This window comes from Mesorhizobium sp. Root102 (assembly GCF_001425625.1).
GTDB lineage: Bacteria > Pseudomonadota > Alphaproteobacteria > Rhizobiales > Rhizobiaceae > Mesorhizobium.
On the sequence record NZ_LMCP01000012.1, the window covers coordinates 416,672 to 442,479 of the forward strand.

Genomic DNA, 25,808 nt, shown 5'->3' on the forward strand with positions numbered 1-25,808 from the left:
GGAAGGCGCAGGCTGCGAACGACCTGTTCCTGTTGTGGCGTGATGACAGCTGCGCTAAGGCAAGGTGCCCACGCAGAGAGTCGTTTTGACCGGTTTCCACATCCTCTCCAATCCACGATATTCCAGTCCGGTGTCCGCCTGATGCCGGCACAGGCAGCGAGCGTTCGGGCGGGGGATCCCAAGCGGCGCGTCCTGAAGGACGTGTTCGGCTTCGATGATTTTCGCCCCGGCCAGGCCGATGTCATGGACGCGCTGCTGGCCGGGCGTCATGTGCTGGCCGTCATGCCGACGGGTGCGGGCAAATCGCTTTGCTACCAGGTTCCGGCGCTGGTTCTGGGCGGGCTGACCATAGTCGTGTCGCCGCTGGTCGCGCTGATGCAGGATCAGGTCGCCGCCTTGCGTCTTGCCGGCGTCGCCGCAGACACGATCAATTCCTCGATCGACCGCGATGCCAATATCGCCGCATGGCGGCGCGTTGCTTCGGGCCAGACGCGCCTGCTCTATCTCGCGCCGGAGCGGCTGATGACCGAGCGGATGCTCGATGCACTGGCCCGGCTCGAGATCAGCCTGATCGCTGTCGACGAGGCGCATTGCATTTCCCAGTGGGGCCCGGCGTTCCGGCGCGAATACGAGGACCTGTCGCGGCTGCGCGGTATTTTCCCAAACGTGCCGATCATCGCGTTGACGGCGACGGCGGACGAGAGCACGCGCACGGACATCGAAGCCCGGCTGTTCGCCGAGCGTGTCGAAACGCTGGTGCTGGGCTTCGACCGGCCGAACATCAAGCTTGCCATCGAGGCCAAGCAGGACAGCAAACGGCAATTGCTGCGCTTCGTCGAGCGCCATCCCGGCCGCAGCGGCATCGTCTACTGCCTATCGCGCAAGAAGACGGAGGAGATGGCGGCGTTCCTCGAGAGGAACGGCGTCACCGCGCTCGCCTATCATGCCGGCATGAGCAAGGAGGCGCGTGACGCCAACCAGAACAGTTTCATGACCCTGTCTGGTGTCGTCATGGTGGCGACCATCGCCTTCGGCATGGGCATCGACAAGCCTGACGTTGCCTATGTCTTCCACACCGACATGCCGGGCAGCCTGGAGGCCTACTACCAGGAGATCGGCCGCGCCGGCCGCGATGGGCGGGACGCTGAGGCGCATATGCTGTTCGGCCTTGGCGATATCCGCATGCGGCGGATGTTCATCGACGACGAGGACGCGCCGGCCGAGCACAAGAGGCGCTCGCATGGCCGGCTCGACACGCTGATCGGCTATTGCGAGACGGCGCAGTGCCGCCGCCAGGTGCTGCTCGGCTATTTCGGCGAGGAAGCGCAGCCCTGCGGCAATTGCGACACCTGCCTCGACCAGGCGCCGCGCGCTGACGGCGGAGCGGAGGCGCGGATCATCCTGGCGGCCATCGCGCAGAGCGGCGAGCGTTTCGGTGCCGGCCATGTCATCGACATTCTGCTCGGCCATGAAACCGAGAAGATCCTCGCCAGGAGCCATCAGAGGCTCGCCAGCTTCGGCAGCGGACTGGCGCACAAGAAGGATTTCTGGCTGTCGCTGATCCGGCAACTCGTCGTAGGCGGGTTTCTGATGCCGGATCCGGCCGGCCATGGCGGCCTCGCCATCGCCGAAAAAGGCCATGCGCTTGGCCGTGGCGAGATGCCGTTCCACTATCGGGTCGAGGTGCGCAGCCGCGCCTTGCGCGGCAAGACGCGTTCCGGGCAGGATCTCGGGCAGGCTGATGTGGACACCGGGCTGCTGGCCGCGCTCAAGGCGCTGAGGCTGCGCCTCGCCAAGGAACGCCAGGTGCCGGCCTATGTGGTGTTTTCCGATCGCACGCTGATCGATATGGCCGAGCGCTGCCCGCATGACCTCGACGCCTTCGCCGAAGTGAATGGCGTTGGCGCTGCCAAGCTCAAGGAATTCGGCCAGGTTTTTCTCGCCGCAATCGCCGCGCACCAGTCGGGTGGCTCTGCCTAAAGTCAGGCCATGGAGATCGGCCCGGATCGGGCACGGCTGGTCATTTGTCCCGGTAAAGGATCAGCCCGGCGTGGTGCAGCCTCCCTCAAGCGTTCCCGCGCGGCTAGCCGGCCAACGCGGTCCAATTGCGTTGCGGAGGCCGCTTGCGAGGCGCCCTCGCTGCAGAACCAGCACTCGCGTTTCAACAAATTGATCAGAGATTGACACTGCAGTCCAACAACGCCACGACTTGGAGGGCTAAGAGACCACCGATCACTGCAATGGCCGCAACAATCTTCACCCGGTAAAACAAGCTACCGGAACGACGGCTTCCGCCGTACTTTCGGCGATCGTATCGATTGTCGACGTGGTCGATCTCGCTCACGCCTTTTCTCCCCTTGCAGAGAATACCTAAACCCTGACATGCCTTCTACGACTTCCGGTCTCGATATTGAGGGAACTCAGATCGGCGTCGGATTGACGCCGGCGGCCCTTAGCCGAGCCCCAAGTTGGGTCCGGGTAGTACAGGCGGACTTGTTGCCGGCAATGCACTGATTGTTGGCCGACGACCAATCCAGCAGGGCGGTATTTATCCAGCTACCAGGTGCGCGCTGCTGGCCAAAGCCACCGGCAGGCGTGGCCGGGTTGGGTTATGCTCTTGCGGGGCGCTGCAGTGCCTGGCGCGGGCCAGGGCCTCGGGGCAACCTTGAGGGGGCGGAGGATGCATGCCCGTGGTATGTGTTACTGGCGGCGCCTATGACGTCGTCATCGGCGCTCGCAATCCGCCACAACGCACGCTCTGGGACGGGACGCTAGCCAAGGCGCCGGTTAGCCTGCCCCACAATGGGTCATTTGCCGCTGGCATCACAATTGCAACGTCGGCAATGCCGGGTGCTGGGACCATGGGACCCGGCATGGGGCGGTGGGGCCCTCGCCGCTTCGCAAATGGAGCGGCGAGGTTTTTTATTCAGCTATCAGCCTTGAATGCTCGGGGCTCGCTGTTCTAATGCGGCAACGGCGGCGGCCTCAATAAAGCGGCTTCAACGGGTGTGGCAAGTTGTCGTTCGGCTCATTTGCCAGAACGACCAGATCACACCATGGCACAACGCTCACGGCTGTTCGCCGAAGCGGGCTTCCGTCGACTGTGGGTGGTTTTCCTGATGCACAGCCTGCGTTAGAATGTCACGATTACCAAATCGGAGCCCCGTCGTGGCGAAGGCCAACAAACGCCTATTCGACGTGAACGTCTTCCTCAATACCGTGGACGGCGGACGGACCGTAGCGGCGTATCGCAAGAATGAGACTGTCTATTCGCAGGGCGACCCGGCGGATTCCGTCTTCTACATCCAGAAGGGCAAGGTCAAGGTCTGCATCCTATCGGAGCAGGGCAAGGAAGCAATCGTCGCTCTCCACGACAGCGGGGACTTCTTCGGCGAAGGCTGCTTGTCCGGCCAGCCCCTACGCCTTGCCTCGGTCTCTGCGATGGTGGACAGCGTCATTATGCGGCTTGATAAAGCATCGATCTCGCGGGTGCTCAAAGAGGAGCCGCAGTTCTCAGAGGTATTCATGTCATACTTGCTGGCCAGGAACGCCCGCGTCGAAGAGGATTTGGTGGACCAGCTTTTCAATTCGAGCGAGAAGCGCCTGGCGAGGTTGCTCCTGCTGATGGCAAATTTTGGCAAGGAGGGAGCCCCGCAGCCCGTCATTGCGAAGATAAGCCAGGAGACGCTGGCTGAGATGGTCGGCACCACGAGGTCGCGCGTTAGCACCTTCATGAACAAGTTCCGCAAGCTCGGGTTCATTAAGTACAACGGAGATTTGGAGGTTCACAACTCTCTGCTGAATGTGGTCCTCCACGACAATCCTCACCTCAGGGGCAGGGACCTTTGAGGAACCTGTTCTGTATGGAACAGCCAAGCCACTTGCACTCGTGCTATGTTTTAATGTCGGTCTAGACCCCCCAGACCGGCCCTACAACCGTAAGACCATCTCGGTACGGCAACTGCACGACTGCCTGCAGAGTCCCAGTTGTGTGCGTCAGCAAGATGGCGCGGCGGTTGTCGGCGACTCGGCGCGTCCGTCCCAGCCCCCCAACTCCCCAAGCGGACGCGCCGGCATCCCTTTGCCTCCGTCGGGGCCAATGCGGAAAAGTCCTATTTTCAGGCGAGGCGCAGAGTTCCTATTGAGCCCACGAATGGGGTCAGGTCAGGCCGTGTCACGGAGCGCTCCCTTCCTACGCGCTTCCAGAGGTGAGCGGAAGCTATGCTCCAACTGTGCCCTCCACCACCCATGCCGCCTTTCCAACCGCCGCTGGAAGGCTCGTTGCCACGGTCGCTCTTGCCGCGTGCGCCCGAAGCCGATGGCCTGGTCGGACCTTGTTGCGGGATCATGAGGTCGGACGGGATCGGCGCAAGGTCGAGGGCCTCGCGGATGAAGTTGCGCAGCGAGACAACGAGATCGTGCGTGTGCACGGGATGCCCGGCCACCAGCTCCCGGATGGCGGTTCGGCCAGCCGGACTGGCATGAAGCGCCGCTACAGATGGCCCGGGACGAAACCCGTTTGCGAAACGTTCATGGAACAGGCAGCGCAAGACCTGGCGTTCCAACACCGGCGTCAGTGAGCAAAAACTGCTCCGGCAGCGGAGCGAAGCCGCGCATGACCCCATGGAGACCGGAAATGTCCGCGAACGCCTATATCAACCGGATCGCGACAGCGGTCCCGGAACATGAGGTTCATCAATTCTATCTGCGGTTCGCGGCTTCCATGCTCGCTGCCAGCCACCGGAGGATTTTCGAACGCATGGCCGGCCTTGCCGACATCGAGAGCCGCTATTCCTGTTTCGCACCCGCCCTGGATCCCGAGGGGCCGTCCGTCGATCTTCAGGGAAGCTTCATCCGCGGCGCGTTTCCCGGAACGGCCGCGAGAATGACGATGTTTTGCGAAGCCGCCCCTGTACTGGCACAAAAAGGCGTCGACGGATTGCGGCTTGGCGACGAAGCGACACGCATTACCCATCTCATCGTTGCCACCTGCACAGGGTTTTCCGCGCCAGGTATCGATCTGGACCTGGTTCGGCGCTGCGGCCTGTCGGACAGGGTCGAACGCACGATGATCGGGTTCATGGGCTGCTACGCGGCGATCAACGCGCTCAAGCTTGCCCGCCACATCGTTCGATCCGACCCGAAGGCAAGGGTCCTGGTTGTCAACATCGAAGTCTGCACCTTGCATCTCCGGGAAACCACCGAGCTGGAAAAGCTGCTGTCTTTCTGCCTCTGGGGCGATGGGTGCGCTGCCGCACTTGTCACCGCCGAGCCGCCCGGCATCGAGCTTGAGAGCTTCCACTGCGCTGTCGCGGATGAGCGGCGCGGCCTGATGAGCTGGGACGTTGGCGACCACGGCTTTAACATGGTTCTCTCCGGCCAGGTACCGGCGGCGGTTCATGAAACCTTGCGGAGCAACCTGGACGCTATCCTCCACGACCGGCCAACCGAAGCGATCGATCTCTGGGCCGTACACCCCGGCGGACGTTCGGTTCTCGACGCCGTCGAAAGGGCGCTGAACCTTGCGCCCGCTGCACTCGCGCCGTCGCGCGAGGTGCTGCGTCGATACGGCAACATGTCGTCGGCCACCGTCATGTTCGTGCTGGAAAAGATGCTGAAGGCGCCAGCGGGTCTGCTCGGCTGCGGTATGTCGTTCGGACCTGGATTGACGGCCGAAACCATGCTTTTCCGAACCGTGTCATGAAGGCGCTCAGCCACCGCAGCCTCGTCCCGGAAATCCTCGACGGGCTTGCGGCCGACGATCCGCGCGCGCTCACTTCGCGCCGAGACCTCCGCCACATCAACGTGCTGATGTTCCAGGCGCGGATCATGGCATCATTGCTGCGAAAATTCGTGCCGAGGCCGCCACGCCGCATTCTGGAGATCGGAGCCGGCGACGGCACCTTCATGCTCGCCGTGGCGCGGCGCATCGCCAAGCATTGGCCTCAGGTCGAGCTGACGCTGCTCGATCGCACAGGCCTTGTCACCGCTGCGCTGTCCGCCGATTTCGGTAGGCTGGGATGGCAGATCGAGACCATCACCTGCGACGTCTTCGATTGGGCGGAAAGGGCCGAGGGCAGGCACTTCGATGCAATCACCGTCAATCTGTTCCTGCATCATTTCCGCGATGCCCAACTGGTGCATCTGTTTTCGTTGCTGGCGCCGAAAGCCCCGTTGCTCCTGGCGACCGAACCGCTGAGGGCGATGCCGGCACTGGCCGCGACCCGACTTCTGCCGGTGATCGGCGCCAACGACGTTACCCGACATGATGCGGCGCAGAGCGTGCGCGCCGGCTTTCGCGACAGCGAGCTTTCCGTTCTCTGGCTTGCGGCGAATGGCAGGCCGCTCGAGGAGCGGCGTGCCGGTCTCTTTTCCCACATCTTCGTCGGCGCCAGCGCCGACGGCGGTCGTGACTCATGAGGCGATTGTCCACCCACGATGCGGTCATCATAGGGGCCGGCCCGGCCGGTTCGTCCGCCGCGCTGACGCTGGCCCGGCGTGGATGGGCCGTGGCGATCGTGGAAAAGAGTGCATTCCCGCGCCGCAAAGTCTGCGGGGAATACGTCTCGGCCAGCAACATCGCGCTGCTCGACCATCTGGAGATCGGCGATGCCTGGCGCGCAAATGCCGGTCCCGAAATCCGCCGCGTCGGCTTCTTCTCCGGTGAGACCTGCGTCGAGGCGCCGATGCCGGGCGCAAAATATGGGCCTCCCGCAAAAGACGGCTTCGGCCGGGCGCTGGGCCGTGACGTTCTCGACGCTCTGCTCTTGCAGGCGGCGCGGTCGGCAGGCGTCGAGATCTTCCAGCCTTGCCGGGCGGTCGCCATCGACCGGGATGGAGATATGCAAAGCGTGCACATTCAGGCGAGGGACGACAATTCCGCCGATGAGACGACCTTGCGTGCGCCGGTGATCGTCGCCGCGCACGGTTCCTGGGAACCGGGACCGCTGCCAAGCCAGATCGAAAAGACCAACCGCCCGTGGGACCTGCTCGGTTTCAAGGCGCATTTCACCGGGTCGTCGCTCGTGCCCGATCTGATGCCGCTGCTGGCGTTTCCCGGCGGCTATGGCGGCATGGTCCTGGCCGATCATGGCCGGCTGTCGATCTCATGCTGCATACGTCGCGACATGCTCGCGCGGCTGCGCGGGAACCATGGCTCCAGCCGGGATGGCCCCAAACAGGATGGCCAAGCGTCGGCCGCCGACGCGGTGCTTCGCCATCTCATGGCTTCTTGCCGGGGCGTGAGCGACGCTCTGGATGGAGCCCGCCGCGACGGTCCGTGGCTTGCAGCCGGCCCGATCCGGCCTGGCATTCGCGCCTGCTATGAAGAGGATATCTTCCGCGTCGGCAATGCCGCCGGGGAGTCTCATCCGATTATCGCCGAAGGGATCTCGATGGCGCTCCAGTCCGGTTGGCTGCTAGCCACGGAACTTGCGGGTGCGCCAAGCGGCCGAGCGGGGCGTGAAGCTGCCGGTAGACGCTATCAAGCCGCCTGGCGAAAACTGTTTTCGATGCGGGTCTACGCAGCTGCAGCCATCGCCCGAATGGCCATCGGCCCCGGCGGCGCGGCACTGATGGGGGCGGCTGTTCGGATTTTCCCGAAATCGCTGACACTGGGTGCGCATATCAGCGGCAAGACGAGGCCGATCACCGGCCTTACATAGTGCGGCGCTCGTCTTCGCCCGCAGAAAGACCAAATAACCAAATTAAATCAACTATTTATGGCGGAGAGGGAGGGATTCGAACCCCCGATGGGCTTGCACCCATGCCGCATTTCGAGTGCGGTGCATTCGACCACTCTGCCACCTCTCCGCGGTCATGGTCGGCCGTTGCCGGCGCGGCGCACTAGATAACGGCTGAACGGGCAGGTTACAAGGCCAAATCCGTGAGTTATTTGGCCTGCCCGGCAAGCGGCGGATTCATGGCGGGTCTGGTGCAGGCAGACGCAGGCAAATTGCCGACCGGTCACGCATCGTCGTGCCAGAAGGCGGCAATGCTCCGGGCATGTCGACACGGCTGGGCCGTGCCCGGCAATGACAGTCTCGGCAATGGCGCGGCTGTTTGCCTTGACTCGCATCCAACCTTCGGCTAGGGACAGCGCGCAATCGGCGTGGAGGGTTCTTCCGCGCCGCTTGTTTTTTGAACCCGCAGACTGACAAAAAGACGGCTGAACCGCCAGAGGCGGTTCATCAAGGCCGACCGAACAGCGAAAGGCAAAAAATGTTCGCAGTCATTAAAACGGGTGGCAAGCAGTATCGCGTTGCCGCCAACGATCTCCTGAAGATCGAAAAAGTCGAAGCCAATGTCGGCGATATGGTCGAGATCGGCCATGTTCTCGCGCATGGCGAGGGCGAGAATGTCACGTTCGGCGCGCCGTTCGTCGACGGCGCGGTGGTCACCGCCGAAGTCGTCGAGCAGGGCAAGAACCGCACCGTCATCGCCTTCAAGAAGCGCCGTCGGCAGAATTCGCGCCGCAAGATCGGCCATCGCCAGCTTTTGACCACCGTGCGGATCTCCGAGATCCTGCTGGGGGGCGCCAAGCCGACAAAGACGGCAGCGGTCAAGGCACCTAAGAAGGAAGCCAAGGCGGAGGCCGCCACCGAAGCGAAGGCGGAAGCCGCGCCGAAGAAGGAGCCCAAGGCCAAGGCAGCCGAGACAAAGGCAGCCGAGACCGCGGCAGCGCCGCTGTTCAAGGCGCCCAAGGGCGAGCCAGACGACCTGACCGTAATCAAGGGCATCGGCCCGGTCGCAGCCAAGGATCTCAACGAGCAGGGCATCATCACCTTCGCCCAGCTCGCCAAGCTGACCGACAAGGATGTCGCCAAGATCGACGAGCACATGCCCTTCAGCGCCGACCAGATCAAGGACTGGCGCGAGCAGGCCAAGGAATTGGCGGCGAAGTAATTTTTCTGGCGATTGGGTCGCCGGATCGGACTTGAAACGGAACGCGAACGCGTTCATAAGGCCTTTTAGGCGCCTTGCGGCGCAACGGAGTTAGTTAGATGGCACACAAGAAAGCTGGCGGCTCGTCGCGCAACGGTCGCGACTCGCATTCCAAGCGTCTGGGCGTGAAGAAGTTCGGCGGCGAAGCCGTCATCCCGGGCAACATCATCATTCGTCAACGCGGCACCACGTGGCATCCCGGCGTCAATGTCGGCATGGGCACGGATCATACCCTTTTTGCGCTTGAGACCGGCGCCGTGACGTTCAACAAAAAAGCCAACGGCCGAACCTACGTATCGGTCAACCCGATTACCAAAGCCGCGGAGTAGCCGGTTCCGCACTAGAACACCGGCGCCCATCTCGGGAACCGGTGTCTGGCAAAGCCAGGAAAAGGATCAGGGGAGATGGGTTTCCATCTCCCCTTTTTCTTGTGCCTGGAGGACTTCAAATGGTTGCCGAAGCGGAAGACTCAGAAGACGAAAGTTACGCGATAGACTGCCCGGAGCTGGTCACCGAGCGGCTGGTGATGCGGGCGCCCCACGAAGGGGATATAGCGCAACTGGTCGAGCTAGCCGACAACCGCCATATCGCTGAAATGCTGGCACGCATGCCGCACCCCTATGGTGAGGCCGAGGCGCGTGCCTTCCTCGCCATGACCAAGTCGCGCCACGCAGGCATCGCCTATGCCCTGACGCTGGCCGGCACCGACACTTTCGTCGGTTGCGCGGGTCTCAACACCACCGATCGCGGGCTGGAGCTCGGCTATTGGATCGGCGAGCCCTACTGGAAGAAGGGCTATGCGACCGAAGCAGCCCATGCGCTGGTCGATCTCGCCTTCCAGAGGACGTCGATCCAGGTGCTGCATGCCTCGACGCGGGTCATCAATCCGGCCTCGCGCCGCGTCATCCACAAATGTGGGTTCCAGTATGCCGGCCAGGGCATGCTGAACTCGATCGTCGCCGGCCAGGTGCCGGTCGAGCGCTACCGGCTCGACAGGAAGACGTGGACCAGCTTGCGGAACTGGGTGCATTTTTGATGGATGACGACGGTCAGGCCAATGGTCGACAGCAGCGATATTGAAACGGCCGCGATCGCGCCGATGACGCCTGCGGATGTCGAAAGCTTTCATCGCGCGCTCGATGTCGTAGCGCGTGAGCGAAAGTACTTGTCCTTCCTCGAGGTGCCACCGCTGGATCAAACGCGAAGTTTCGCAATGGACCGTATCGGTAGAGGCGATCCGGGGTTCGTGGCCGTTGTTCGTGGCGAGGTCGTCGGCTGGTGCGACATCTCACGCCATGATCGGCTCATCCATGCTCATCGCGGCACCCTCGGAATGGGGATCATTCCTTCCTATCGGGGGCGTGGCCTCGGACTGCGGCTCATCAATGCGACTTTGGCGCAAGCACGCAAGACCGGCTTCGTCCGCGTCGAGCTTTCCGTGCATTCCGACAATGCTCGCGCCATCTCTCTCTACGACAAGGTCGGGTTTGTCAGGGAGGGCGTGCAGCGTGACGCCGTCCATATCGACGGGGAATATCGCGATGCGATCATGATGGCGATCGTCGAACGTGAAAACGCCGTCGGATGACTGGCCATCAACCCAGTTCGACCCAGACCGGCAGGTGGTCCGAACCGACTGCCTTTCGGTCGACCCACAGGCGCTGCAGGGATTTGGCAAGCGAAGCGCTGGTGAAGATGTAGTCGATGCGCTTGTGGCGGTTGGGATCAGTGGGTTGCTTGGGATCAACCCAACTGACGAGATCGTCGCCGGCGGCGTTCAGGCGCAAGGCGGCATCGACGGCAAAGTCGGCGGTCAGCGGCATGCCGAATTCGTGGTCCGGCCGGCCGGCGAGTTCGACATATTCGGGCGATCCGGCCAGCATGTTGAAATCGCCCATGCCGACAAAGGCTTCGGGATGCGGCAATTCCGGCAGGCCGATCTCGGCGACGCCGGACAGCGCGCCGCCTTCGAGCGCATAGTTCAGCATGCGTTGACGCAGGAACTGGATCTGGCTGGCGCGCTCGACAGGGCTGCGGTGATCGAGATGGATGGAATAGAAGCGGATGAAACCAAGCGGCGTCTCGATCAGCGCCTCCAGCGCGCCACGCTGGAAGTTCATCATCTCGAAGCTGCGGCTGCGCGGCAAAAGCAGGTTGCGCGACAGATGAATGGGGGTCTTCGACAGCACCATGTTGCCGAGTTGGAAGGTTTTCGTGATGGCGCGGCCGTTCTCGACCTGGGAGCCAATATTGGCTTCGAAATTGCTGCCGTAGACGGCGAAATAATCGGGCAGCGCCTCGCCGATCTCGGCGACCATGTCGCGGCCGCCGTTCCTGGGATTGTTGCGGGTCACCTCCTGCAGAGCGACCACGTCGGCGCCGCGCACGGCGTCGGTGATGCGCCCGACATCATACTGTCCGTCGAGACCGATGCCGTATTGGATGTTGTAGGTTACAAGCTTCATTCCGGCATCTTTCCGGCCAATCTCAAAGGGCCATTGTCATAAAACGGCCTCGCCCTTCGCCGCGCCTTGGTTTAGAGCAAAGCCCAAGGTTTAGAGCAATGCCGCAAGGCCACTAGTAGAAACTGTACAATCCCATGAAATTTCTCGATCAGGCCAAGGTCTACATACGCTCCGGTGACGGCGGCGCCGGTTCGGTGTCGTTCCGGCGCGAAAAATTCATCGAGTTCGGCGGGCCGGACGGCGGCGATGGAGGTCGTGGCGGCGATGTCTGGCTGGAGGCGGTCGACGGGCTGAACACGCTGATCGACTATCGCTACCAGCAGCATTTCAAGGCCAAGACGGGCGTCCACGGCATGGGCCGCAACATGACCGGCGCCAAGGGCGCCGATGTCACGCTGAAAGTGCCGGCGGGAACGCAGGTATTCCAAGAAGACAACGAGACGCTGATCTGCGACCTGACCGTGGTCGGCCAGCGCTTTCTCCTGGCCAAGGGCGGCAATGGCGGCTTCGGCAACCAGCATTTCAAGACCTCGACCAACCAGGCGCCGCGTCGCGCCAACCCCGGCCTGCCAGGCGAAGAGCTCAACATCTGGCTGCGGCTGAAGCTGATTGCAGATGCCGGGCTGGTCGGGCTGCCCAATGCCGGCAAGTCGACATTCCTCGCCGCCGTCACCGCGGCCAAGCCGAAGATCGCCGATTATCCGTTCACGACGCTGCATCCCGGTCTCGGCGTTGCCCGCATCGACGCGCGCGAATTCGTCATCGCCGACATTCCGGGCCTCATCGAAGGCGCGCATGAGGGCGTCGGCATCGGCGACCGCTTCCTTGGCCATGTCGAGCGTACGCGCGTGCTGCTGCATCTGGTTTCGGCGCAGGAGGAAAATCCGGGCAAGGCGTACAAGACCGTGCGCGCCGAACTCGAGGCCTATGGCCACGGCCTGACCGACAAGGTCGAGATCGTGGCACTTTCCCAGGTCGACACGCTCGATGCCGATCAACGCAAGAAGAAGGCCGCCTCGCTGAAGCGCGCCGCCGGACGCGCGCCGATGCTGTTGTCGGCGGTCACCGGCGAAGGCGTCGAGGCGGTGCTGCGGGCGCTGATGTCTGTCGTGGCCGAGGCGCGGGCGCAGATCGCGGCGCCGGTCGAGACACGCTGGGACAGATAGGACGATGCAGTCGCTGAAAAAATATCGGCGCATCACCGTCAAGATCGGCTCGGCGCTGCTTGTCGACCGCACGACGGGCCTGAAGCGCGACTGGCTGGCTTCGCTCGCCGACGACATTGCCGTGCTGGCCCAGGGCGGCGCTGAGATCCTCGTCGTCTCGTCCGGCGCCATCGCACTTGGCCGCACCATCCTTGGCCTCGGCAAGCGGGCTTTGAAGCTCGAGGAGAGCCAGGCCGCGGCAGCCGTCGGGCAGATCGCATTGGCCGGGGCCTGGTCGGATGCGCTCGGCAAGGGCAGCCTGAAATCGGGCCAGATCCTGCTGACGCTCGGCGACACGGAGGAGCGCCGACGCTACCTCAATGCGCGGGCGACGATCTCGACGCTGCTCAAGATGAAGGCGGTGCCGGTCATCAACGAGAACGACACGGTGGCGACTTCGGAAATCCGCTATGGCGACAATGACCGGCTGGCGGCGCGCGTCGCCACCATGATGGGCGCCGACCTTTTGGTGCTGCTCTCCGACATTGACGGGCTCTACACGGCGCCGCCGGCGCGGGACCCTGATGCAGAGTTCATTCCGGTGGTCGATCGGATCACGCCTGATATCGAGGCGATGGCGGGCGCCGCTGCTTCGGAACTTTCGCGCGGCGGCATGCGCACCAAGCTCGATGCCGGCAAGATCGCCACCGCTGCCGGCACCGCGATGATCATCACGTCGGGCACGCGGCTGTCGCCGCTGATGGCGATCGAACGCGGCGAACGCGCTACCTTCTTTCGGCCGAGCAGCAACCCGGTCAAGGGCTACAAGACCTGGATCGCGGGCCAGCTCGAACCTGCCGGCCGGCTGACGGTCGATGCCGGCGCCATTGGTGCGCTTCTATCGGGCAAGTCGCTGCTGCCGGCCGGCGTCAAGCTGGTCAGCGGCAATTTCTCGCGCGGCGACACGGTGGCGATCCTGTCGCCCGAGGGCCGCGAGATCGCGCGCGGGCTGGTTGCCTATGATGCCGCCGATGCCGTAAGGATCGCAGGCCTGAAGACGGCCGAGATCGAAACCGTGCTTGGCTACGAGGCGCGTTCGGCGATGATCCACCGCGACGACCTTGTGGTGAGTCATTCCAGCGATCAAGTACGGGCCAGCGACCAAGTAGGGGCGGGTGACCAAGTAGGGGCGGGTGACCAAGCAACCAGCGGAGGATGAGCCATGCTGAAACTGCATGAAAAATCCGGGGATGACACCGTGGCAACGATGGCCGATATCGGCCGCCGCGCCCGCGCTGCCGCCCGGCCGCTGGCCATTGCCACGACCGCCGCCAAGAACGCCGCACTCCTCGCCATGGCCAAGGCGATCGTCGCGCGTGAGCGGGACATCCTCGACGCCAACGCCATCGACGTCTCAAATGGTCAGGAATCCGGTCTTTCCGCCTCCTTCATGGACCGGCTGAAGCTCGATCCGGTGCGCATCCGTGCCATGGCCGAAGGCATCAGGGAGATCGCCGCGCTGCGCGATCCGGTCGGCGATGTCATCGCGCAATGGGACAGGCCAAACGGCCTGCATATCGAGCGCGTGCGCACGCCGCTTGGCGTCGTCGGCGTCATCTATGAGAGCCGTCCGAACGTCACGGCCGATGCCGGCGCGCTGTGCCTCAAGGCCGGCAATCCGGTGATCCTGCGCGGCGGCTCGGATTCGCTCAATTCTTCGGCCGCCATCCATGCCTGCCTGGTCGAAGGGCTGCAGGAAACCGGCCTGCCGGGAGACGCCATCCAGCTGGTGCCGACCACCGATCGCGCTGCCGTCGGCGAGATGCTGAAGGGCTTAAGCGGTACGCTCGACGTCATCATCCCACGCGGTGGCAAAAGCCTTGTCGGGCGGGTGCAGAACGAGGCGCGGGTGCCGGTCTTCGCGCATCTCGAAGGCATCTGCCATCTCTACATCGACCGCTCGGCCGATCTCGACATGGCGGTGCGGATTGCGGTCAACGCCAAGATGCGGCGCACCGGCGTCTGCGGCGCCGCCGAGACGCTGCTGGTCGACCGGGCGGTTGCCTCCACGCATCTGGTGCCGATCCTGGACGCACTTCGCGCCGATGGCTGCGAAATCCATGCCGATGCCGAAGTGCTGAAAGTGTTTTTCGACGCCAGGCCGGCGACCGATGCCGACTGGGTGACCGAATATCTCGATGCCATCATCGCGGTGAAGCTGGTCGATGGTGTCGGTGGTGCGATCGAACACATCGAGACGTTTTCCTCGCATCACACCGAGGCGATCGTCGCCGAGGATGCGCATGCGGTCGAGCGGTTCTTCAACGAGATCGATTCGGCGATCCTGCTGCACAACGCCTCGACGCAGTTCGCCGATGGCGGCGAGTTCGGCATGGGCGCCGAGATCGGCATCGCCACCGGCAAGATGCATGCGCGTGGACCGGTCGGCGTCGAGCAACTGACTTCGTTCAAATACCGCGTGCGCGGATCGGGACAGGTGAGGCCTTGAAGCCGTTCGTCGTTAGAGCCTGAGGCCATGCTGGCATCTTCCGAACCGGCGGTACCCTCCCGTTACCTGAAGATGCCACATGCCGAGAAAGGGCTGGCCGTTGGTCTGTTCGGCGGCTCGTTCAATCCGCCGCATGCCGGCCACGCGCTGGTTGCCGAGATTGCGCTGCGACGCCTGGCGCTTGATCAACTGTGGTGGATGGTGACGCCGGGCAATCCGCTGAAGAGCACCAGGGAATTGGCGCCGCTCAGCGAGCGGCTGCACCTGTCCGAGCAGATCGCCAAGAACCCGAAGATCAAGGTCACCGCCTTCGAGGCGGCCCACCACGTCCGCTACACTGCCGACGCGCTGGCGCTGGTCAAGACGCGCAATCCCGGTGTCGACTTCGTCTGGATCATGGGTGCGGATAGTTTGCGCGATTTCCATCACTGGCAGCGCTGGCGCGAGATCGTCATGACCTTCCCGATCGCCGTCATCGACCGTCCGGGCGCGACGCTGTCGTTCCTGTCGTCGGTCGTCGCCAAGACCTTCGACTATGCCCGCGTCGACGAGGGCGATGCGCCGCGGCTTGCCCGCATGAAGGCGCCGGCCTGGACTTTCATCCACGGCCCGCGTTCGTCGCTGTCGTCGAGCGCGATCCGCAAGCTGGCAAAGGGGTGAGCCCGCTCGCCTGGCCATGTCGCTTTTATCGCTCCCTTTGCCCGTTTCATGGGCAATCCTGAGCAGGCATGTCGATTCCCAGGAAAAACCGCAGCGAAGCCGAGCCTACGCCGCTGATCGCGATTGCCAGCGTCATCGTGTCGATGGCGCTGATCGCCGTCGGCAACGGGCTGATGTTTGCCTATATCCCGGTGCGGCTCGGCGCCGAGGGTTTTGATCCGACCTGGGCCGGGCTGATCATCACCGGACTTTCGGCCGGCGGCCTCGCCGGCTGCATTCTGACCGGCCCGCTGGTGCGAAGGGTTGGCCATGCCCGCGCGTTCATGGTGCTGTCGGCGCTGATCGCGCTGGCCAATGCCGCTGTCGGCGCCGGAGTCCATCCGCTGCTGTGGATCGCCGCCCGCTCACTCTACGGCTTTGCTATCGTGGGCCTGTTCATCGTTGCGCAGAGCTGGCTCAACGATGCCGTTGCCAATGCCATTCGCGGCCGGGTGATGGCGTTCTTCTACGTTGCTTATGTCGCCGGGCTCGGCGTCGGCTACGCGACGCTGGCGCTGGTCGACATCAGGACGGCGGATGCGCCGCTGATCGGTATCGTCTTCACGGCGCTGTCGATCCTTCCCGTGGGGATGACGCGGCTGGCTCAGCCGCCGGCACCGCAGGCGGCCTCGGTGGCGCTGCGCCGGGCCTGGCGGATTTCGCCGGTCGGGGTTGCCGGTATGCTGGCGGTTGGCGGCCTGTCGATGTCGATTGCGGGTTTCGCGCCGATCCACGCCACGGCCAAGGGCTACAGCCAGGCTGACGTGGCGCTGCTGCTTTCGGCGATGCCGGTCGGCACGCTGATCCTGCAGATCCCGCTTGGCTGGATTTCCGACCGCACCGACCGCCGCTATGTGCTGATCGCCGCATCCGCGCTCGCCATGGTCGCCGGCCTGTTTGCGCTCGGTTTCGACGGCGGCGCGCTGGCGGCGCTGGTGGTCATCTATATCGTGTGGGACGGCGCCTCGGAATCGATCTATTCGCTGGCCAGCGCGCATGCCGCCGATCGTGCCGGCAAGGACGACATGGTGGCGCTGTCCAGTTCGCTGCTGTTTGCCTGGTCGCTGTCGGGCTTCGTCGTGCCCGGCATCGTAACGGCGCTTTCGGCCGTCTTTGGCACGCAGGCGTTCATCTATGTGGCGATCCTCATCGCCGCAGCCTTCTGCCTGTTCGTACTTCTGCGCGTGTTCACGACGCAGGCTGTTCCTACCGCGGAAACCGGCAGTTTCGCACCGATGACGGCGCAGGCGCCGCTGCCGGTGGAGCTTGCTTTCGCGCCGGACGAGCAGGACCGGCACAGAGCCAGCTGATTATTGCCGGCGGGCTTCCGGTTGCGGCGCTTCCGGCGGCGGCAATGGGATGGAGATGTCTTCCGAGTCGAATTCCTGCTTGGCGTGCTTGGTGAGATCGGTCTGGGTGGCGAAGAAATCCGCCGACGATGTCCAGTAGCACAAGGCAATTGAAACGCTGCTTTCGCCCCAAGTCGCGACGAAAGCGATCGGTCCCGGCTCACGCTTCAGCCGCCGCTCGGCGGCGGCAATGGCAAGCAAAGTCTTCTGGGCGCGGTCGATGTCGTTCCATGAGCCGATGTTGAGCGCGATGTCGCTGCGGCGCACGCCGTTGCGCGAGAAGTTGCGCACCGGCTGGTTCCACAGCGTCGAATTGGGCGCCAGGATGTAGACGCGGTCGGCGCTCCTGAGCTTGGTCGCGAACAGGCCGATCTCCTCGATCGAGCCGGCAATCGAACCGACCTCGACGGACTCGCCGATGCGAAATGGCCGCAGCGCCAGAAGCATGACACCGGCGGCAATGTTCTGCAGCGTGCCTTGCAGCGCCAGGCCGATGGCAAGGCCAATGGCGCCGATTGCGGCGATGATCGACGCCGTCTGCACGCCGAATTGGCCGAGCACCATGATGGTGACGAGGATCAGGATGGCGTAGCGGACGATCTTGGAGAAGAAATGCCGCAACGTCGCGTCGAAACCATGGATATGGCCGAGGCCAGCGAAGATCGAACGCTCGGCAAGGCCGGCGATGATGTAGCCGACAACCAAGAGGATGACGGCACCGATGGCCGAGAAAGAGTAGGAAACGATCAGCGTGCTCAACTGCGCGAGGCCGGCCCGGACGGTGAGGAGGGCGTTTTGCGGGTCGATCGCCATGACAAAAATTCCGGTCGGTCGGTGAGCCGATAACCCATGCAGGCGACATGGGTTCCGATCTTTTCCAGCGTGCGGCGGAACCACAGAACCGAGAATACGTTCGTGCGAGGCAGGGTCCCGTCTTGAAACTGTCAGGGAACTCTGCCTATCTAAGTGGTGTCACCTGCTTTTGGGGGTGATTTGGTTGTTCTTGCTGCGAAAGGAAATACACTGAGAACAGCACTGCGGAAGAAGGCCGATATCATGCCTTCGCCGGCCAGGATCAGCGTAGACGACGCCGTGTCCCGCGCCATCAAGACAGTCCTTGCCAGTCTGGAAGACTCCAAGGCCGAGAATATTGTCTCAATCGACATCCAGGGGAAATCGAGCCTCGGCGACTACATGGTCGTCGCTTCGGGCCGATCGCACCGTCACGTCGCGGCTGTCGCCGATCATCTTCTCAAAGCGCTCAAGGATGCCGGGCTCGGCATGGCGCGCGTTGAGGGGTTGGCAGGCGCCGACTGGGTTCTGATCGATTCGGGCGACATCATCGTCCATGTCTTCCGCCCTGAAGTCCGCGAATTCTACAATCTTGAAAAGATGTGGCAGGCGCCGGATCTCGAGGAAGAGACCCTTCACTAAGCCGCCTTTCTTTTGATGCATGTCGTTGCCCACGATCGGTTCCATTTTTGGTGACATGCATTAGCGGCTTACAGGGGCGAGGATGAAGATATCAGTTCATGCCGTGGGCCGGATGAAAGCCGGCCCCGAGAAGCTGCTCGCCGACCGTTATTTCGAGCGCTTCGCCAAGAGCGGCCCGGCAGTGGGGCTCGAATTTGCCGGCATTGCCGAGATTGCCGAGGGGCGCGCCCAGACCGCAAGCGAGCGCCGGCGCGAGGAAGGCCAGAAACTGCAGATGCAGTTGCAAGCCGGCACCGCGCTGATCCTGCTCGACGAACGCGGCAAAAGCTTTTCCTCGGAAGATTTCGCCGGGCGCCTCGGCCTGTTGCGTGACGGTGGCCGCAAGGCGCTGGTCATCGCCATCGGCGGCGCCGACGGCCACGATCAGTCGCTGCGCGATCAGGCCGAACTGGTGATGTCGTTCGGATTGCTGACCTGGCCGCACCAGCTGGTGCGCGTGATGCTGGGAGAGCAGCTCTATCGGGCGGCCACCATCCTTTCGGGACATCCCTACCATCGTTCGTAAACCTGTGAATTGGTGCGACCTGCCCGGATTTCCGCCCCAATGCCGCGCCAGATTGGACCTTTGGTCTTATGCCTGTCGTTTTTCCAGAATCGGGACCTCTTCTGGGCGACATGCATTCGGGAACGGGCCTTTCAAACATGGTTGATGGTTCGTTAACGAAGCCGCAGATAGAGTCGACGCTGGATGTCTGAAGGCTGGAAATCGAGAACGGGCTCATGGCGCGCGCGTTGCGGCATCGCGGCGGCGCTGCTTATGCTGTCGCTGCATGCGGGACGGGCCGAAAACACGCTCGATATGGCTCCCGATCCGGACCAGAGCCGCGCCGAATACGAACGGGTCTCGAAGGAGATCACGCTGTCGTCCGAACGGTTGGCCAAGCTCTCCGCCGATATCGCGACGATCAAGAAGGATCATGCTTCGATCACCGCCGCATTGATCCAGTCGGCGATGACCGAGCAGAAGCTCGGCCAGGACATCGAGGACATCGGCGCCAAGCTGGAAGGGCTGAAGGGCCAGGAACAGAAGATACGCGCCTCGCTGGTGGCGCGGCGCGACGTGCTGGCTGAAGTGCTGGGCGCGCTGCAACGCATGGGGCTGAACCCGCCGCCGGCGATCCTGGTCAAGCCGGAGGACGCGCTGTCGTCGGTGCGCAGCGCCATCCTGCTCGGTGCCGTGGTGCCGGAACTGCGTCAGCAGACAGATACCCTACTCGCCGATCTCAAGGAGCAGTCGCGGGTCACGGCCTCGATCGAGGCCGAACGGGCGCGGCTGACGGCGGCGGTCGGCGACCAGGCGGCGGAAAAGAAGCGACTCGGCATGCTACTGGAGGCCAAGCAGAAGCTCGAAGCCGACACGCAAACGCAAATGGCCGCTGAAAAGCAGCGATCCGAGGCGCTGGCGGCCAAGGCCGGCAGCCTAAAGGAATTGATCGCCTCGCTCGAAGCGCAGGCCGACAAGAGCCGCAAGGCTGCCGATGCCGCCAAGGCCGCCGCGGACGGCGACAAGACATCGGCCCCAGCGGAACTGGCGTCGTTGCCGGTGCCGGAAGGGAACCAACTTGCCGCCGCGGCACCCTTTTCGGCGCTGCAGGGACAGATCGCGCTGCCGGTGACCGGCCGCATCAAGCGGCGATTCGGCGCCGATGACGGTAACGGCGCGGTGATGCTTGGCGACATGGTTGCGACACAATCGGGAGCCATCGTCACCGCGCCGGCGGATGGGAATGTGCTTTATGCGGGGCCGTTTCGCTCTTATGGTCAACTCTTGATCCTTAACGCAGGCGACGGCTATCATGTCGTTTTGGCGGGGATGAGCAGAATCAGCGTCGCGACCGGTCAGTCAGTGCTCGCAGGAGAGCCGATCGGAGCGATGGGAGAGGCCCGGGTGGCGAGCACCTCGGCTTCGAAGAATGGAAATGCCACGCCGGAACTCTATGTCGAGTTCCGCAAGGATGGAAAACCCGTCGATCCGGCCCCATGGTGGGCGGACCGTTTTTCTGGAAGGACGTGAATAATGCGGAAACTGTCGCTTCTGTTTGCCGGTGCGCTGATGGGCGCGTCCGCCATGAGCCTTGTCTATGGCACACCCGGCTCGGCGGCGAACGCTGCAGGGTCGGAGACCTACAAGCAACTGGCGATCTTCGGCGATATCTTCGAGCGGGTGCGGGCACAATATGTGACACCGCCAGACGACAAGTCGCTGGTCGAGAACGCCATCAACGGCATGCTTGCCTCGCTTGATCCGCACTCCTCCTACATGAACGCCGAGCAGGCGCAGGATATGCGCGTCCAGACCAAGGGCGAGTTCGGCGGCCTCGGCATCGAGGTCACCATGGAGAACGACCTGGTCAAGGTGATCACGCCCATCGACGACACGCCGGCCGCCAAGGCAGGTGTGCTGGCCGGCGACTATATCGCCAAGATCGACGGCGAGGAGGTTCGCGGCCTGACCCTCAACGACGCGGTCGACAAGATGCGCGGCCTGGTCAACACGCCGATCAAGCTCACCATCCTGCGCCAGGGCGCCGACAAGCCGATCGAACTGACGGTCGTGCGCGACATCATCAAGGTCAAGGCGGTCAAGTTCCGGGTCGAGAACGACATCGGTTACATGAAGATCACCTCCTTCACCGAAAAAACCTATGACGACCTCGAGAACGCCATCGACACCATCAAGAAGCAGGTGCCGGACGACAAGCTCAAGGGCTACGTTCTCGATCTGCGCCTCAATCCGGGTGGTCTGCTCGACCAGGCGGTGAGCGTGTCCGATGCCTTCCTCAATCGCGGCGAGATCGTCTCGACGCGCGGCCGCGATCCCAAGGACGTCACCCGGTTCGACGCCAAGCCCAAGCAGGTTGACGACATCAACGGCAAGCCGATGATCGTTCTGGTCAATGGCGGCTCGGCCAGTGCATCCGAAATCGTCGCCGGCGCGCTGCAGGATTTGCGCCGTGTCACGGTGGTCGGCACACAGTCCTTCGGCAAGGGTTCGGTGCAGACCATCATTCCGCTCGGTGAGAATGGTGCATTGCGGCTGACGACGGCGCTCTATTACACGCCGTCCGGCAAGTCGATCCAGGGCAAGGGCATCACGCCCGACATCAAGGTCGACCAGCCGCTGCCGCCGGAACTGCAGGGCAGGGACCTGACGCGCGGTGAATCCGACCTCAAGGGCCATATCAAGGGCGCCGACGAGAGCACGACCGGTTCGGGGTCGGCGGCCTATGTGCCGCCGGATCCGAAGGACGACCTGCAGCTCATCTATGCCGAGCAGCTGCTGCGCGGCCAGAAGACTGATCCGTCCTTCCCGCCCAATCCGCAAAAGGCCGTTCTCAACCAGTAAGGGTTGCGACCGACAACAGGTCTGGCCGCCTGATGGAAGCAATGCGATGCTGCCGGGACCGAAAGGTTCCGGCAGTTTGATTCGGGGGCAAGGCGAAGCCCTCAAAACAGGGCGCCAGGGGTGCGCCAGGATCGATGAATTCGCGCAGGTCTTTCGAAGCGGTTTCGGCTTCGGACCCATGCGCCGGGGATTAGGCTTGGCTGATATCGGCAAGGACATCGAACGCCCGCTCGGACAGGCTGTCCGGTCGCCGCGCGCCGGCGGCAAGGTCAGCGGCGGTGCGATCATGGCGACCGTGGTTGTGCTGGCGGTGGTCGGCGTCTCCGGCGCGATCGCGCTCAGGGAAAGGCCGTTTCGAAAGCCGCAAGAGGTTGCCATTTCAACACCGAAAGTGACAGCGGCAGCCGAGACTGCCGCCGCGCCGCCGGCTTTGGGCCCGGTGGCGGCGCCAAAGCCGGAAGCACCGGCCAAAACAGGTGGGCCGCAGATCATCCATGTGCAGACGGAAGAGGGCGATGGCCCGCCCAGGGCAGCGATCGTCATTCGCGACCCCTCGACCATCGGCCAGAACCTGAAGATCGCGCATATTCCCGACAAGGCGCTGATCGAAGCCAGTGAAACCGGGCCATTGCCCGTGCGCGCCGCGGATGGAAGGCGGCCGTTCGACGTTTACGCGCGGCCCTGGTCGGGCGGGCGCGGCGCGCGTGTGGCGATCGTCATCGGCGGGCTTTCGGTTTCGCAGACAGGCACACAGGCGGCCATCGCCAAGCTGCCGGCGGAAGTGACGCTGGCCTTCGCGCCGCAAGGCAACAGCATTGGCCGCTGGATGCAGGCAGCCAGGCAAAGCGGGCATGAGATCGTCATGCAGGTGCCGCTCGAGCCGTTCGACTACCCGAAAGTCAACCCTGGCCGCAACACGTTGACGGTGGCGGCGAGCGCGGACGAGAACCTGAAGAACCTGCACTGGGCGCTGTCGCGGACGACGAATTATACCGGCGTCATGAACTACATGGGCGCCCGCTTTTCCGCCGACGCGGCGGCGATGGAACCGTTCATGGCCGAGCTCGGCAAACGCGGCCTCGCTTATATCGATGACGGCTCGTCGGCGCGCAGCCTGGCGCCGGACCTGGCGCTGAAGGATGGCGTGCCCTTCGTCTCCGGCGACACGGCGATCGACGCCGTGCAGGATCGCGGCGAAATCCTGAAGAAACTGGACAGTCTCGAAGCGACCGCGCGGGCCAAAGGCACTGCCGTCGGCATTGGCTCGGCCTTCGACCTGACGGTCGACACGGTGGCGTCCTGGGTGGCCGAGGCCAAGAAGCGCGGCATCGAGATCGTGCCGATTTCGGCGGTGGCCATCGATCCGCAAAAAGGCTAGCCATCGGAAAACGGCTGGGAAGACAGACTGATGCCAAAAAAGACTGATCGCGAGGCGCTGCCCTATCGGCCCTGTGTAGGGCTGGTGATCCTCAATGCCGAAGGCCTGGTCTGGGTCGGTCATCGCATTGCCGAACCGGACAGCGAATTTGCCGGCACGACGCAGCTTTGGCAGATGCCGCAGGGCGGCATCGACAAGGGCGAGGAGCCGTTGCAGGCGGCCGAGCGCGAGCTCTATGAAGAGACCGGCATGCGCGGCGTCTCGCTGCTGGCCGAGGCGCCCAACTGGATCAACTATGATTTGCCGGACCACCTCGTCGGCATTGCCTTCAAGGGGCGGTATCGCGGCCAGACGCAGAAATGGTTCGCCTTTCGCTTCCACGGCGATGTCAGCGAGATCCAGATCAACCCGCCGCCGGGCGGCCACACCGCCGAGTTCGACGAATGGGCATGGCGGCCGATGCAGGATCTGCCCGACCTGATCGTGCCGTTCAAGCGCCATGTCTATGAGGACGTGGTGGCGGCGTTCCGGCATCTGGTGCAATAAGCGGGAGTAGGGAGTGAATGTTCCGATGCGATCTGTGCCAATTTCTACTGACTACTGACCAGTTCATCCGCCACAAGAAGGGTCGCCATGAACGACGCCCCCAAAAGGTCGCTGCCCGAAGAGGTCACCGCCACAAGTGAAGTGGCGGCTGGTGCTATCCTCACCGTCGATCTCGGTGCGATCCGTGAAAACTACCGGCGGCTGAAAGCGCGGTTGGGCAATGTTCGCTGCGCTGGTGTGCTCAAGGCGGACGGCTACGGCGTTGGCGCCGGCCAGGTCGCGGCGGCGCTGCTGCGCGAAGGTTGCGATACCTTCTTCGTTGCGCTTCTGGGCGAAGGCGTCGCCTTGCGCCGCTCGATCGGGCCGGGCCCTGCCATTTTCGTGTTAAACGGCATTCCACCTGGCGCCGAGCCGGACGCCGTGGCGGCAGACCTTTGCGCCGTCATCAACAGCGTGGGGCAATTGGCGGCCTGGCGTGAGGCGGCCCGGTGCGCCGGCCGAAAACTGCCGGCTGCGATCCAGGTCGACAGCGGTATGTCGCGGCTCGGCATGGCGCCCGGGGATGTAGAGCGCATTGCCGTTGATCCGCATGCCTTCGACGGCATCGACATACGCTTGGTGATGAGCCATCTGGCCTGCGCCGACGAGCCGGAGCATCCGGCCAATGAGCGGCAGCAGCTGGCATTCGAGCGGCTGCGCGAGATGTTGCTGGAGGCGCCGGCCTCGCTCACCAATTCGTCCGGCATCTTTCTTGGGGCACGCTTCCACTACGATCTCGCCCGCCCCGGCGCCGCCCTCTACGGCATCAATCCGACACCGGCCAGGCCGAACCCGATGCTGCCGGTGGTACGGCTGGAGGCCAAGGTCGTTCAGACACGCATGCTGGAGGCCGGCGCCGGTGTCGGCTACGGCCACACATTCCACACGACGGCTCCGCTCGCTGCCGCGACGATCTCGCTGGGCTATGCCGATGGCTGGCATCGACGCGCGGCGTCCGCGGCCTGGTTCGAGGGCGCGCGCCTGCCCTTCCTCGGGCGGGTGTCGATGGATTCGATCATTCTCGACATCTCCGCCTTGCCGCCCGGCAAGCTCCGCGAGGGTGATCTCGTCGAACTGCTCGGTCCCTCACAAAGCGTCGATGACGCTGCCGGCCATGCCGGCACCATCGGCTACGAGATCCTGACCAGCCTCGGCCCGCGCTTCCATCGGCGGTATGTCGGCGGTTGAGCGGTTTGGCCGCGCTTGACAAGCGGACGCCTGTCGGCAAGGCTTCGGGCATGAGCAACCTCGCCCATATCAGAACCTTGTTCAGGGTCTGCCCGATCGCGGGATCGTAGCCCCGGCGCGGTCGCCTTTTGGCGCCCGTCCGAACCGGGGCATTTCTACCTGACATCATCATTCTCAAGCCAGACAGCCCCTCGTGGCTGCCGGCTTCATCAAGCCGCCGTCAGTACGGCGACAGGCGCGCATCTGTTCGATGTGCCAATTCATGAGGTTTGCCATGCAACATGCAACGGGATTGCGTCCACCGAGCCGGCTTTTGGTCAGCGATGCCGACCATGACAGGCTGACGGGCCTGGCGCGGGCGTCGCTCGACCGCGTGCCCGAGACGGCCGAAGAGCTGCTTTCGGAGATGGACCGGGCCGTCGTCACGGCGGCGGCTTCCATGCCGGCCAACGTGGTGCGGATGGGTTCCACCGTGACAATCCGCAACGATGGCGGGGATACCCAGCGCATCACCTTGGTCTATCCTGGCGCTGCCGACATCAGCGAAAACAGGATCTCGGTGCTGACGCCGATGGGGACGGCGCTTATCGGTGCATCGGTCGGGGAGACAGTGCGCTGGAGCAGTCGTGGCGGCCGGGAACTGTCGTTGATCGTTGAGGCCGTCGGCACGCTCGCCTATGGCCGGGAGCGGTCCTGATCATGGAGGC

At 63.7% G+C, this 25,808-nt stretch carries 25 protein-coding genes and 1 tRNA gene; 22 read left to right on the plus strand and 4 right to left on the minus strand.

Features of this window, described 5'->3' with window-relative positions; all coding sequences use genetic code 11:
• Positions 1-141: 141 nt before the first annotated feature.
• Positions 142-1,980: a DNA helicase RecQ gene (gene recQ / locus ASD12_RS13180; RefSeq protein ID WP_056586191.1), complete on the plus strand. Its 1,839-nt coding sequence runs from the start codon at positions 142-144 to the stop codon at positions 1,978-1,980.
• A gap of 193 nt (positions 1,981-2,173) precedes the next feature.
• On the opposite strand, the gene ASD12_RS34100 is transcribed toward recQ, so the two are convergent.
• On the minus strand, positions 2,174-2,344 hold the full coding sequence (locus tag ASD12_RS34100; protein WP_156389067.1) for a hypothetical protein: 171 nt from the start codon (positions 2,342-2,344) through the stop codon (positions 2,174-2,176).
• A gap of 824 nt (positions 2,345-3,168) precedes the next feature.
• On the opposite strand from ASD12_RS34100, the gene ASD12_RS13185 reads away from it, so the two are divergent.
• From ASD12_RS13185 to ASD12_RS13205, 4 genes are all read left to right on the plus strand, one after another.
• Positions 3,169-3,849 (plus strand): Crp/Fnr family transcriptional regulator, encoded by a 681-nt coding sequence (locus ASD12_RS13185; protein ID WP_056586194.1) that lies wholly within the window; start codon positions 3,169-3,171, stop codon positions 3,847-3,849.
• A 787-nt stretch (positions 3,850-4,636) separates the two neighbouring features.
• Positions 4,637-5,704, plus strand: a complete 1,068-nt coding sequence (locus ASD12_RS13195; protein ID WP_056586201.1) for a type III polyketide synthase — start codon at positions 4,637-4,639, stop codon at positions 5,702-5,704.
• Positions 5,701-6,420, plus strand: coding sequence for a class I SAM-dependent methyltransferase (locus tag ASD12_RS13200; RefSeq protein ID WP_056586204.1), 720 nt, complete (start codon positions 5,701-5,703; stop codon positions 6,418-6,420). The genes ASD12_RS13195 and ASD12_RS13200 overlap by 4 nt, the downstream gene beginning before the upstream one ends.
• Complete coding sequence (locus tag ASD12_RS13205) at positions 6,417-7,664, plus strand: NAD(P)/FAD-dependent oxidoreductase (RefSeq protein ID WP_056586207.1); 1,248 nt, start codon at positions 6,417-6,419, stop codon at positions 7,662-7,664. Before ASD12_RS13200 ends, ASD12_RS13205 begins: the two co-directional genes overlap by 4 nt.
• 58 nt (positions 7,665-7,722) lie before the next feature.
• Here ASD12_RS13205 and ASD12_RS13210 read toward each other — a convergent pair.
• A tRNA-Ser gene (locus ASD12_RS13210) sits at positions 7,723-7,812 on the minus strand.
• 408 nt (positions 7,813-8,220) lie between these two features.
• Here ASD12_RS13210 and ASD12_RS13215 point away from each other — a divergent pair.
• From ASD12_RS13215 to ASD12_RS13230, 4 genes are all read left to right on the plus strand, one after another.
• Positions 8,221-8,904 (plus strand): 50S ribosomal protein L21, encoded by a 684-nt coding sequence (locus ASD12_RS13215; protein ID WP_056586210.1) that lies wholly within the window; start codon positions 8,221-8,223, stop codon positions 8,902-8,904.
• Positions 8,905-9,002: 98 nt separating this feature from the next.
• Positions 9,003-9,272 (plus strand): 50S ribosomal protein L27, encoded by a 270-nt coding sequence (gene rpmA / locus ASD12_RS13220; RefSeq protein ID WP_015315190.1) that lies wholly within the window; start codon positions 9,003-9,005, stop codon positions 9,270-9,272.
• A gap of 119 nt (positions 9,273-9,391) precedes the next feature.
• Positions 9,392-9,979, plus strand: a complete 588-nt coding sequence (locus tag ASD12_RS13225; protein ID WP_056586213.1) for a GNAT family protein — start codon at positions 9,392-9,394, stop codon at positions 9,977-9,979.
• A 21-nt stretch (positions 9,980-10,000) separates the two neighbouring features.
• Positions 10,001-10,531, plus strand: coding sequence for a GNAT family protein (locus ASD12_RS13230; protein WP_056586216.1), 531 nt, complete (start codon positions 10,001-10,003; stop codon positions 10,529-10,531).
• A 7-nt stretch (positions 10,532-10,538) separates the two neighbouring features.
• Here ASD12_RS13230 and ASD12_RS13235 read toward each other — a convergent pair whose 3' ends face one another.
• Positions 10,539-11,408 (minus strand): endonuclease/exonuclease/phosphatase family protein, encoded by an 870-nt coding sequence (locus ASD12_RS13235; protein WP_056586219.1) that lies wholly within the window; start codon positions 11,406-11,408, stop codon positions 10,539-10,541.
• Positions 11,409-11,542: 134 nt separating this feature from the next.
• Here ASD12_RS13235 and obgE point away from each other — a divergent pair, with 134 nt between their 5' ends.
• The 5 genes from obgE to ASD12_RS13260 all read left to right on the plus strand — a co-directional run bounded on the left by obgE (position 11,543) and on the right by ASD12_RS13260 (position 17,071).
• Positions 11,543-12,574, plus strand: a complete 1,032-nt coding sequence (gene obgE / locus ASD12_RS13240; RefSeq protein WP_056586222.1) for a GTPase ObgE — start codon at positions 11,543-11,545, stop codon at positions 12,572-12,574.
• A 4-nt stretch (positions 12,575-12,578) separates the two neighbouring features.
• Entirely contained in the window at positions 12,579-13,772 is a 1,194-nt protein-coding gene (proB, locus tag ASD12_RS13245) for a glutamate 5-kinase (protein ID WP_056586225.1), read from the plus strand.
• Positions 13,773-13,775: 3 nt separating this feature from the next.
• Entirely contained in the window at positions 13,776-15,062 is a 1,287-nt protein-coding gene (locus ASD12_RS13250; RefSeq protein ID WP_056586228.1) for a glutamate-5-semialdehyde dehydrogenase, read from the plus strand.
• Between the two features lie 27 nt (positions 15,063-15,089).
• Positions 15,090-15,722, plus strand: a complete 633-nt coding sequence (locus ASD12_RS13255; RefSeq protein ID WP_244482833.1) for a nicotinate-nucleotide adenylyltransferase — start codon at positions 15,090-15,092, stop codon at positions 15,720-15,722.
• A gap of 68 nt (positions 15,723-15,790) precedes the next feature.
• On the plus strand, positions 15,791-17,071 hold the full coding sequence (locus ASD12_RS13260; RefSeq protein WP_056586231.1) for an MFS transporter: 1,281 nt from the start codon (positions 15,791-15,793) through the stop codon (positions 17,069-17,071).
• On the opposite strand, the gene ASD12_RS13265 is transcribed toward ASD12_RS13260, so the two are convergent.
• Positions 17,072-17,923, minus strand: a complete 852-nt coding sequence (locus ASD12_RS13265; RefSeq protein ID WP_056586234.1) for a mechanosensitive ion channel domain-containing protein — start codon at positions 17,921-17,923, stop codon at positions 17,072-17,074.
• A gap of 243 nt (positions 17,924-18,166) precedes the next feature.
• Between ASD12_RS13265 and rsfS the strand changes: the two genes are divergently transcribed.
• The 8 genes from rsfS (at position 18,167) to rnk (ending at position 25,798) form a co-directional block, all read left to right on the plus strand.
• Entirely contained in the window at positions 18,167-18,544 is a 378-nt protein-coding gene (rsfS, locus tag ASD12_RS13270) for a ribosome silencing factor (RefSeq protein ID WP_056586238.1), read from the plus strand.
• Positions 18,545-18,626: 82 nt separating this feature from the next.
• Complete coding sequence (gene rlmH, locus ASD12_RS13275; protein WP_056586241.1) at positions 18,627-19,109, plus strand: 23S rRNA (pseudouridine(1915)-N(3))-methyltransferase RlmH; 483 nt, start codon at positions 18,627-18,629, stop codon at positions 19,107-19,109.
• Positions 19,110-19,292: 183 nt separating this feature from the next.
• Complete coding sequence (locus ASD12_RS13280; RefSeq protein ID WP_056586246.1) at positions 19,293-20,618, plus strand: murein hydrolase activator EnvC; 1,326 nt, start codon at positions 19,293-19,295, stop codon at positions 20,616-20,618.
• Entirely contained in the window at positions 20,619-21,950 is a 1,332-nt protein-coding gene (locus ASD12_RS13285) for a S41 family peptidase (RefSeq protein WP_056586250.1), read from the plus strand. It abuts the gene before it with no gap.
• A 196-nt stretch (positions 21,951-22,146) separates the two neighbouring features.
• Positions 22,147-23,328, plus strand: coding sequence for a divergent polysaccharide deacetylase family protein (locus ASD12_RS13290; RefSeq protein ID WP_056586848.1), 1,182 nt, complete (start codon positions 22,147-22,149; stop codon positions 23,326-23,328).
• A gap of 30 nt (positions 23,329-23,358) precedes the next feature.
• On the plus strand, positions 23,359-23,874 hold the full coding sequence (locus ASD12_RS13295) for an RNA pyrophosphohydrolase (protein ID WP_056586254.1): 516 nt from the start codon (positions 23,359-23,361) through the stop codon (positions 23,872-23,874).
• Positions 23,875-23,961: 87 nt separating this feature from the next.
• On the plus strand, positions 23,962-25,101 hold the full coding sequence (gene alr / locus ASD12_RS13300; protein ID WP_056586258.1) for an alanine racemase: 1,140 nt from the start codon (positions 23,962-23,964) through the stop codon (positions 25,099-25,101).
• A gap of 274 nt (positions 25,102-25,375) precedes the next feature.
• Positions 25,376-25,798 (plus strand): nucleoside diphosphate kinase regulator, encoded by a 423-nt coding sequence (rnk, locus tag ASD12_RS13305; protein ID WP_056586261.1) that lies wholly within the window; start codon positions 25,376-25,378, stop codon positions 25,796-25,798.
• The last annotated feature ends 10 nt before the right edge of the window (positions 25,799-25,808 follow it).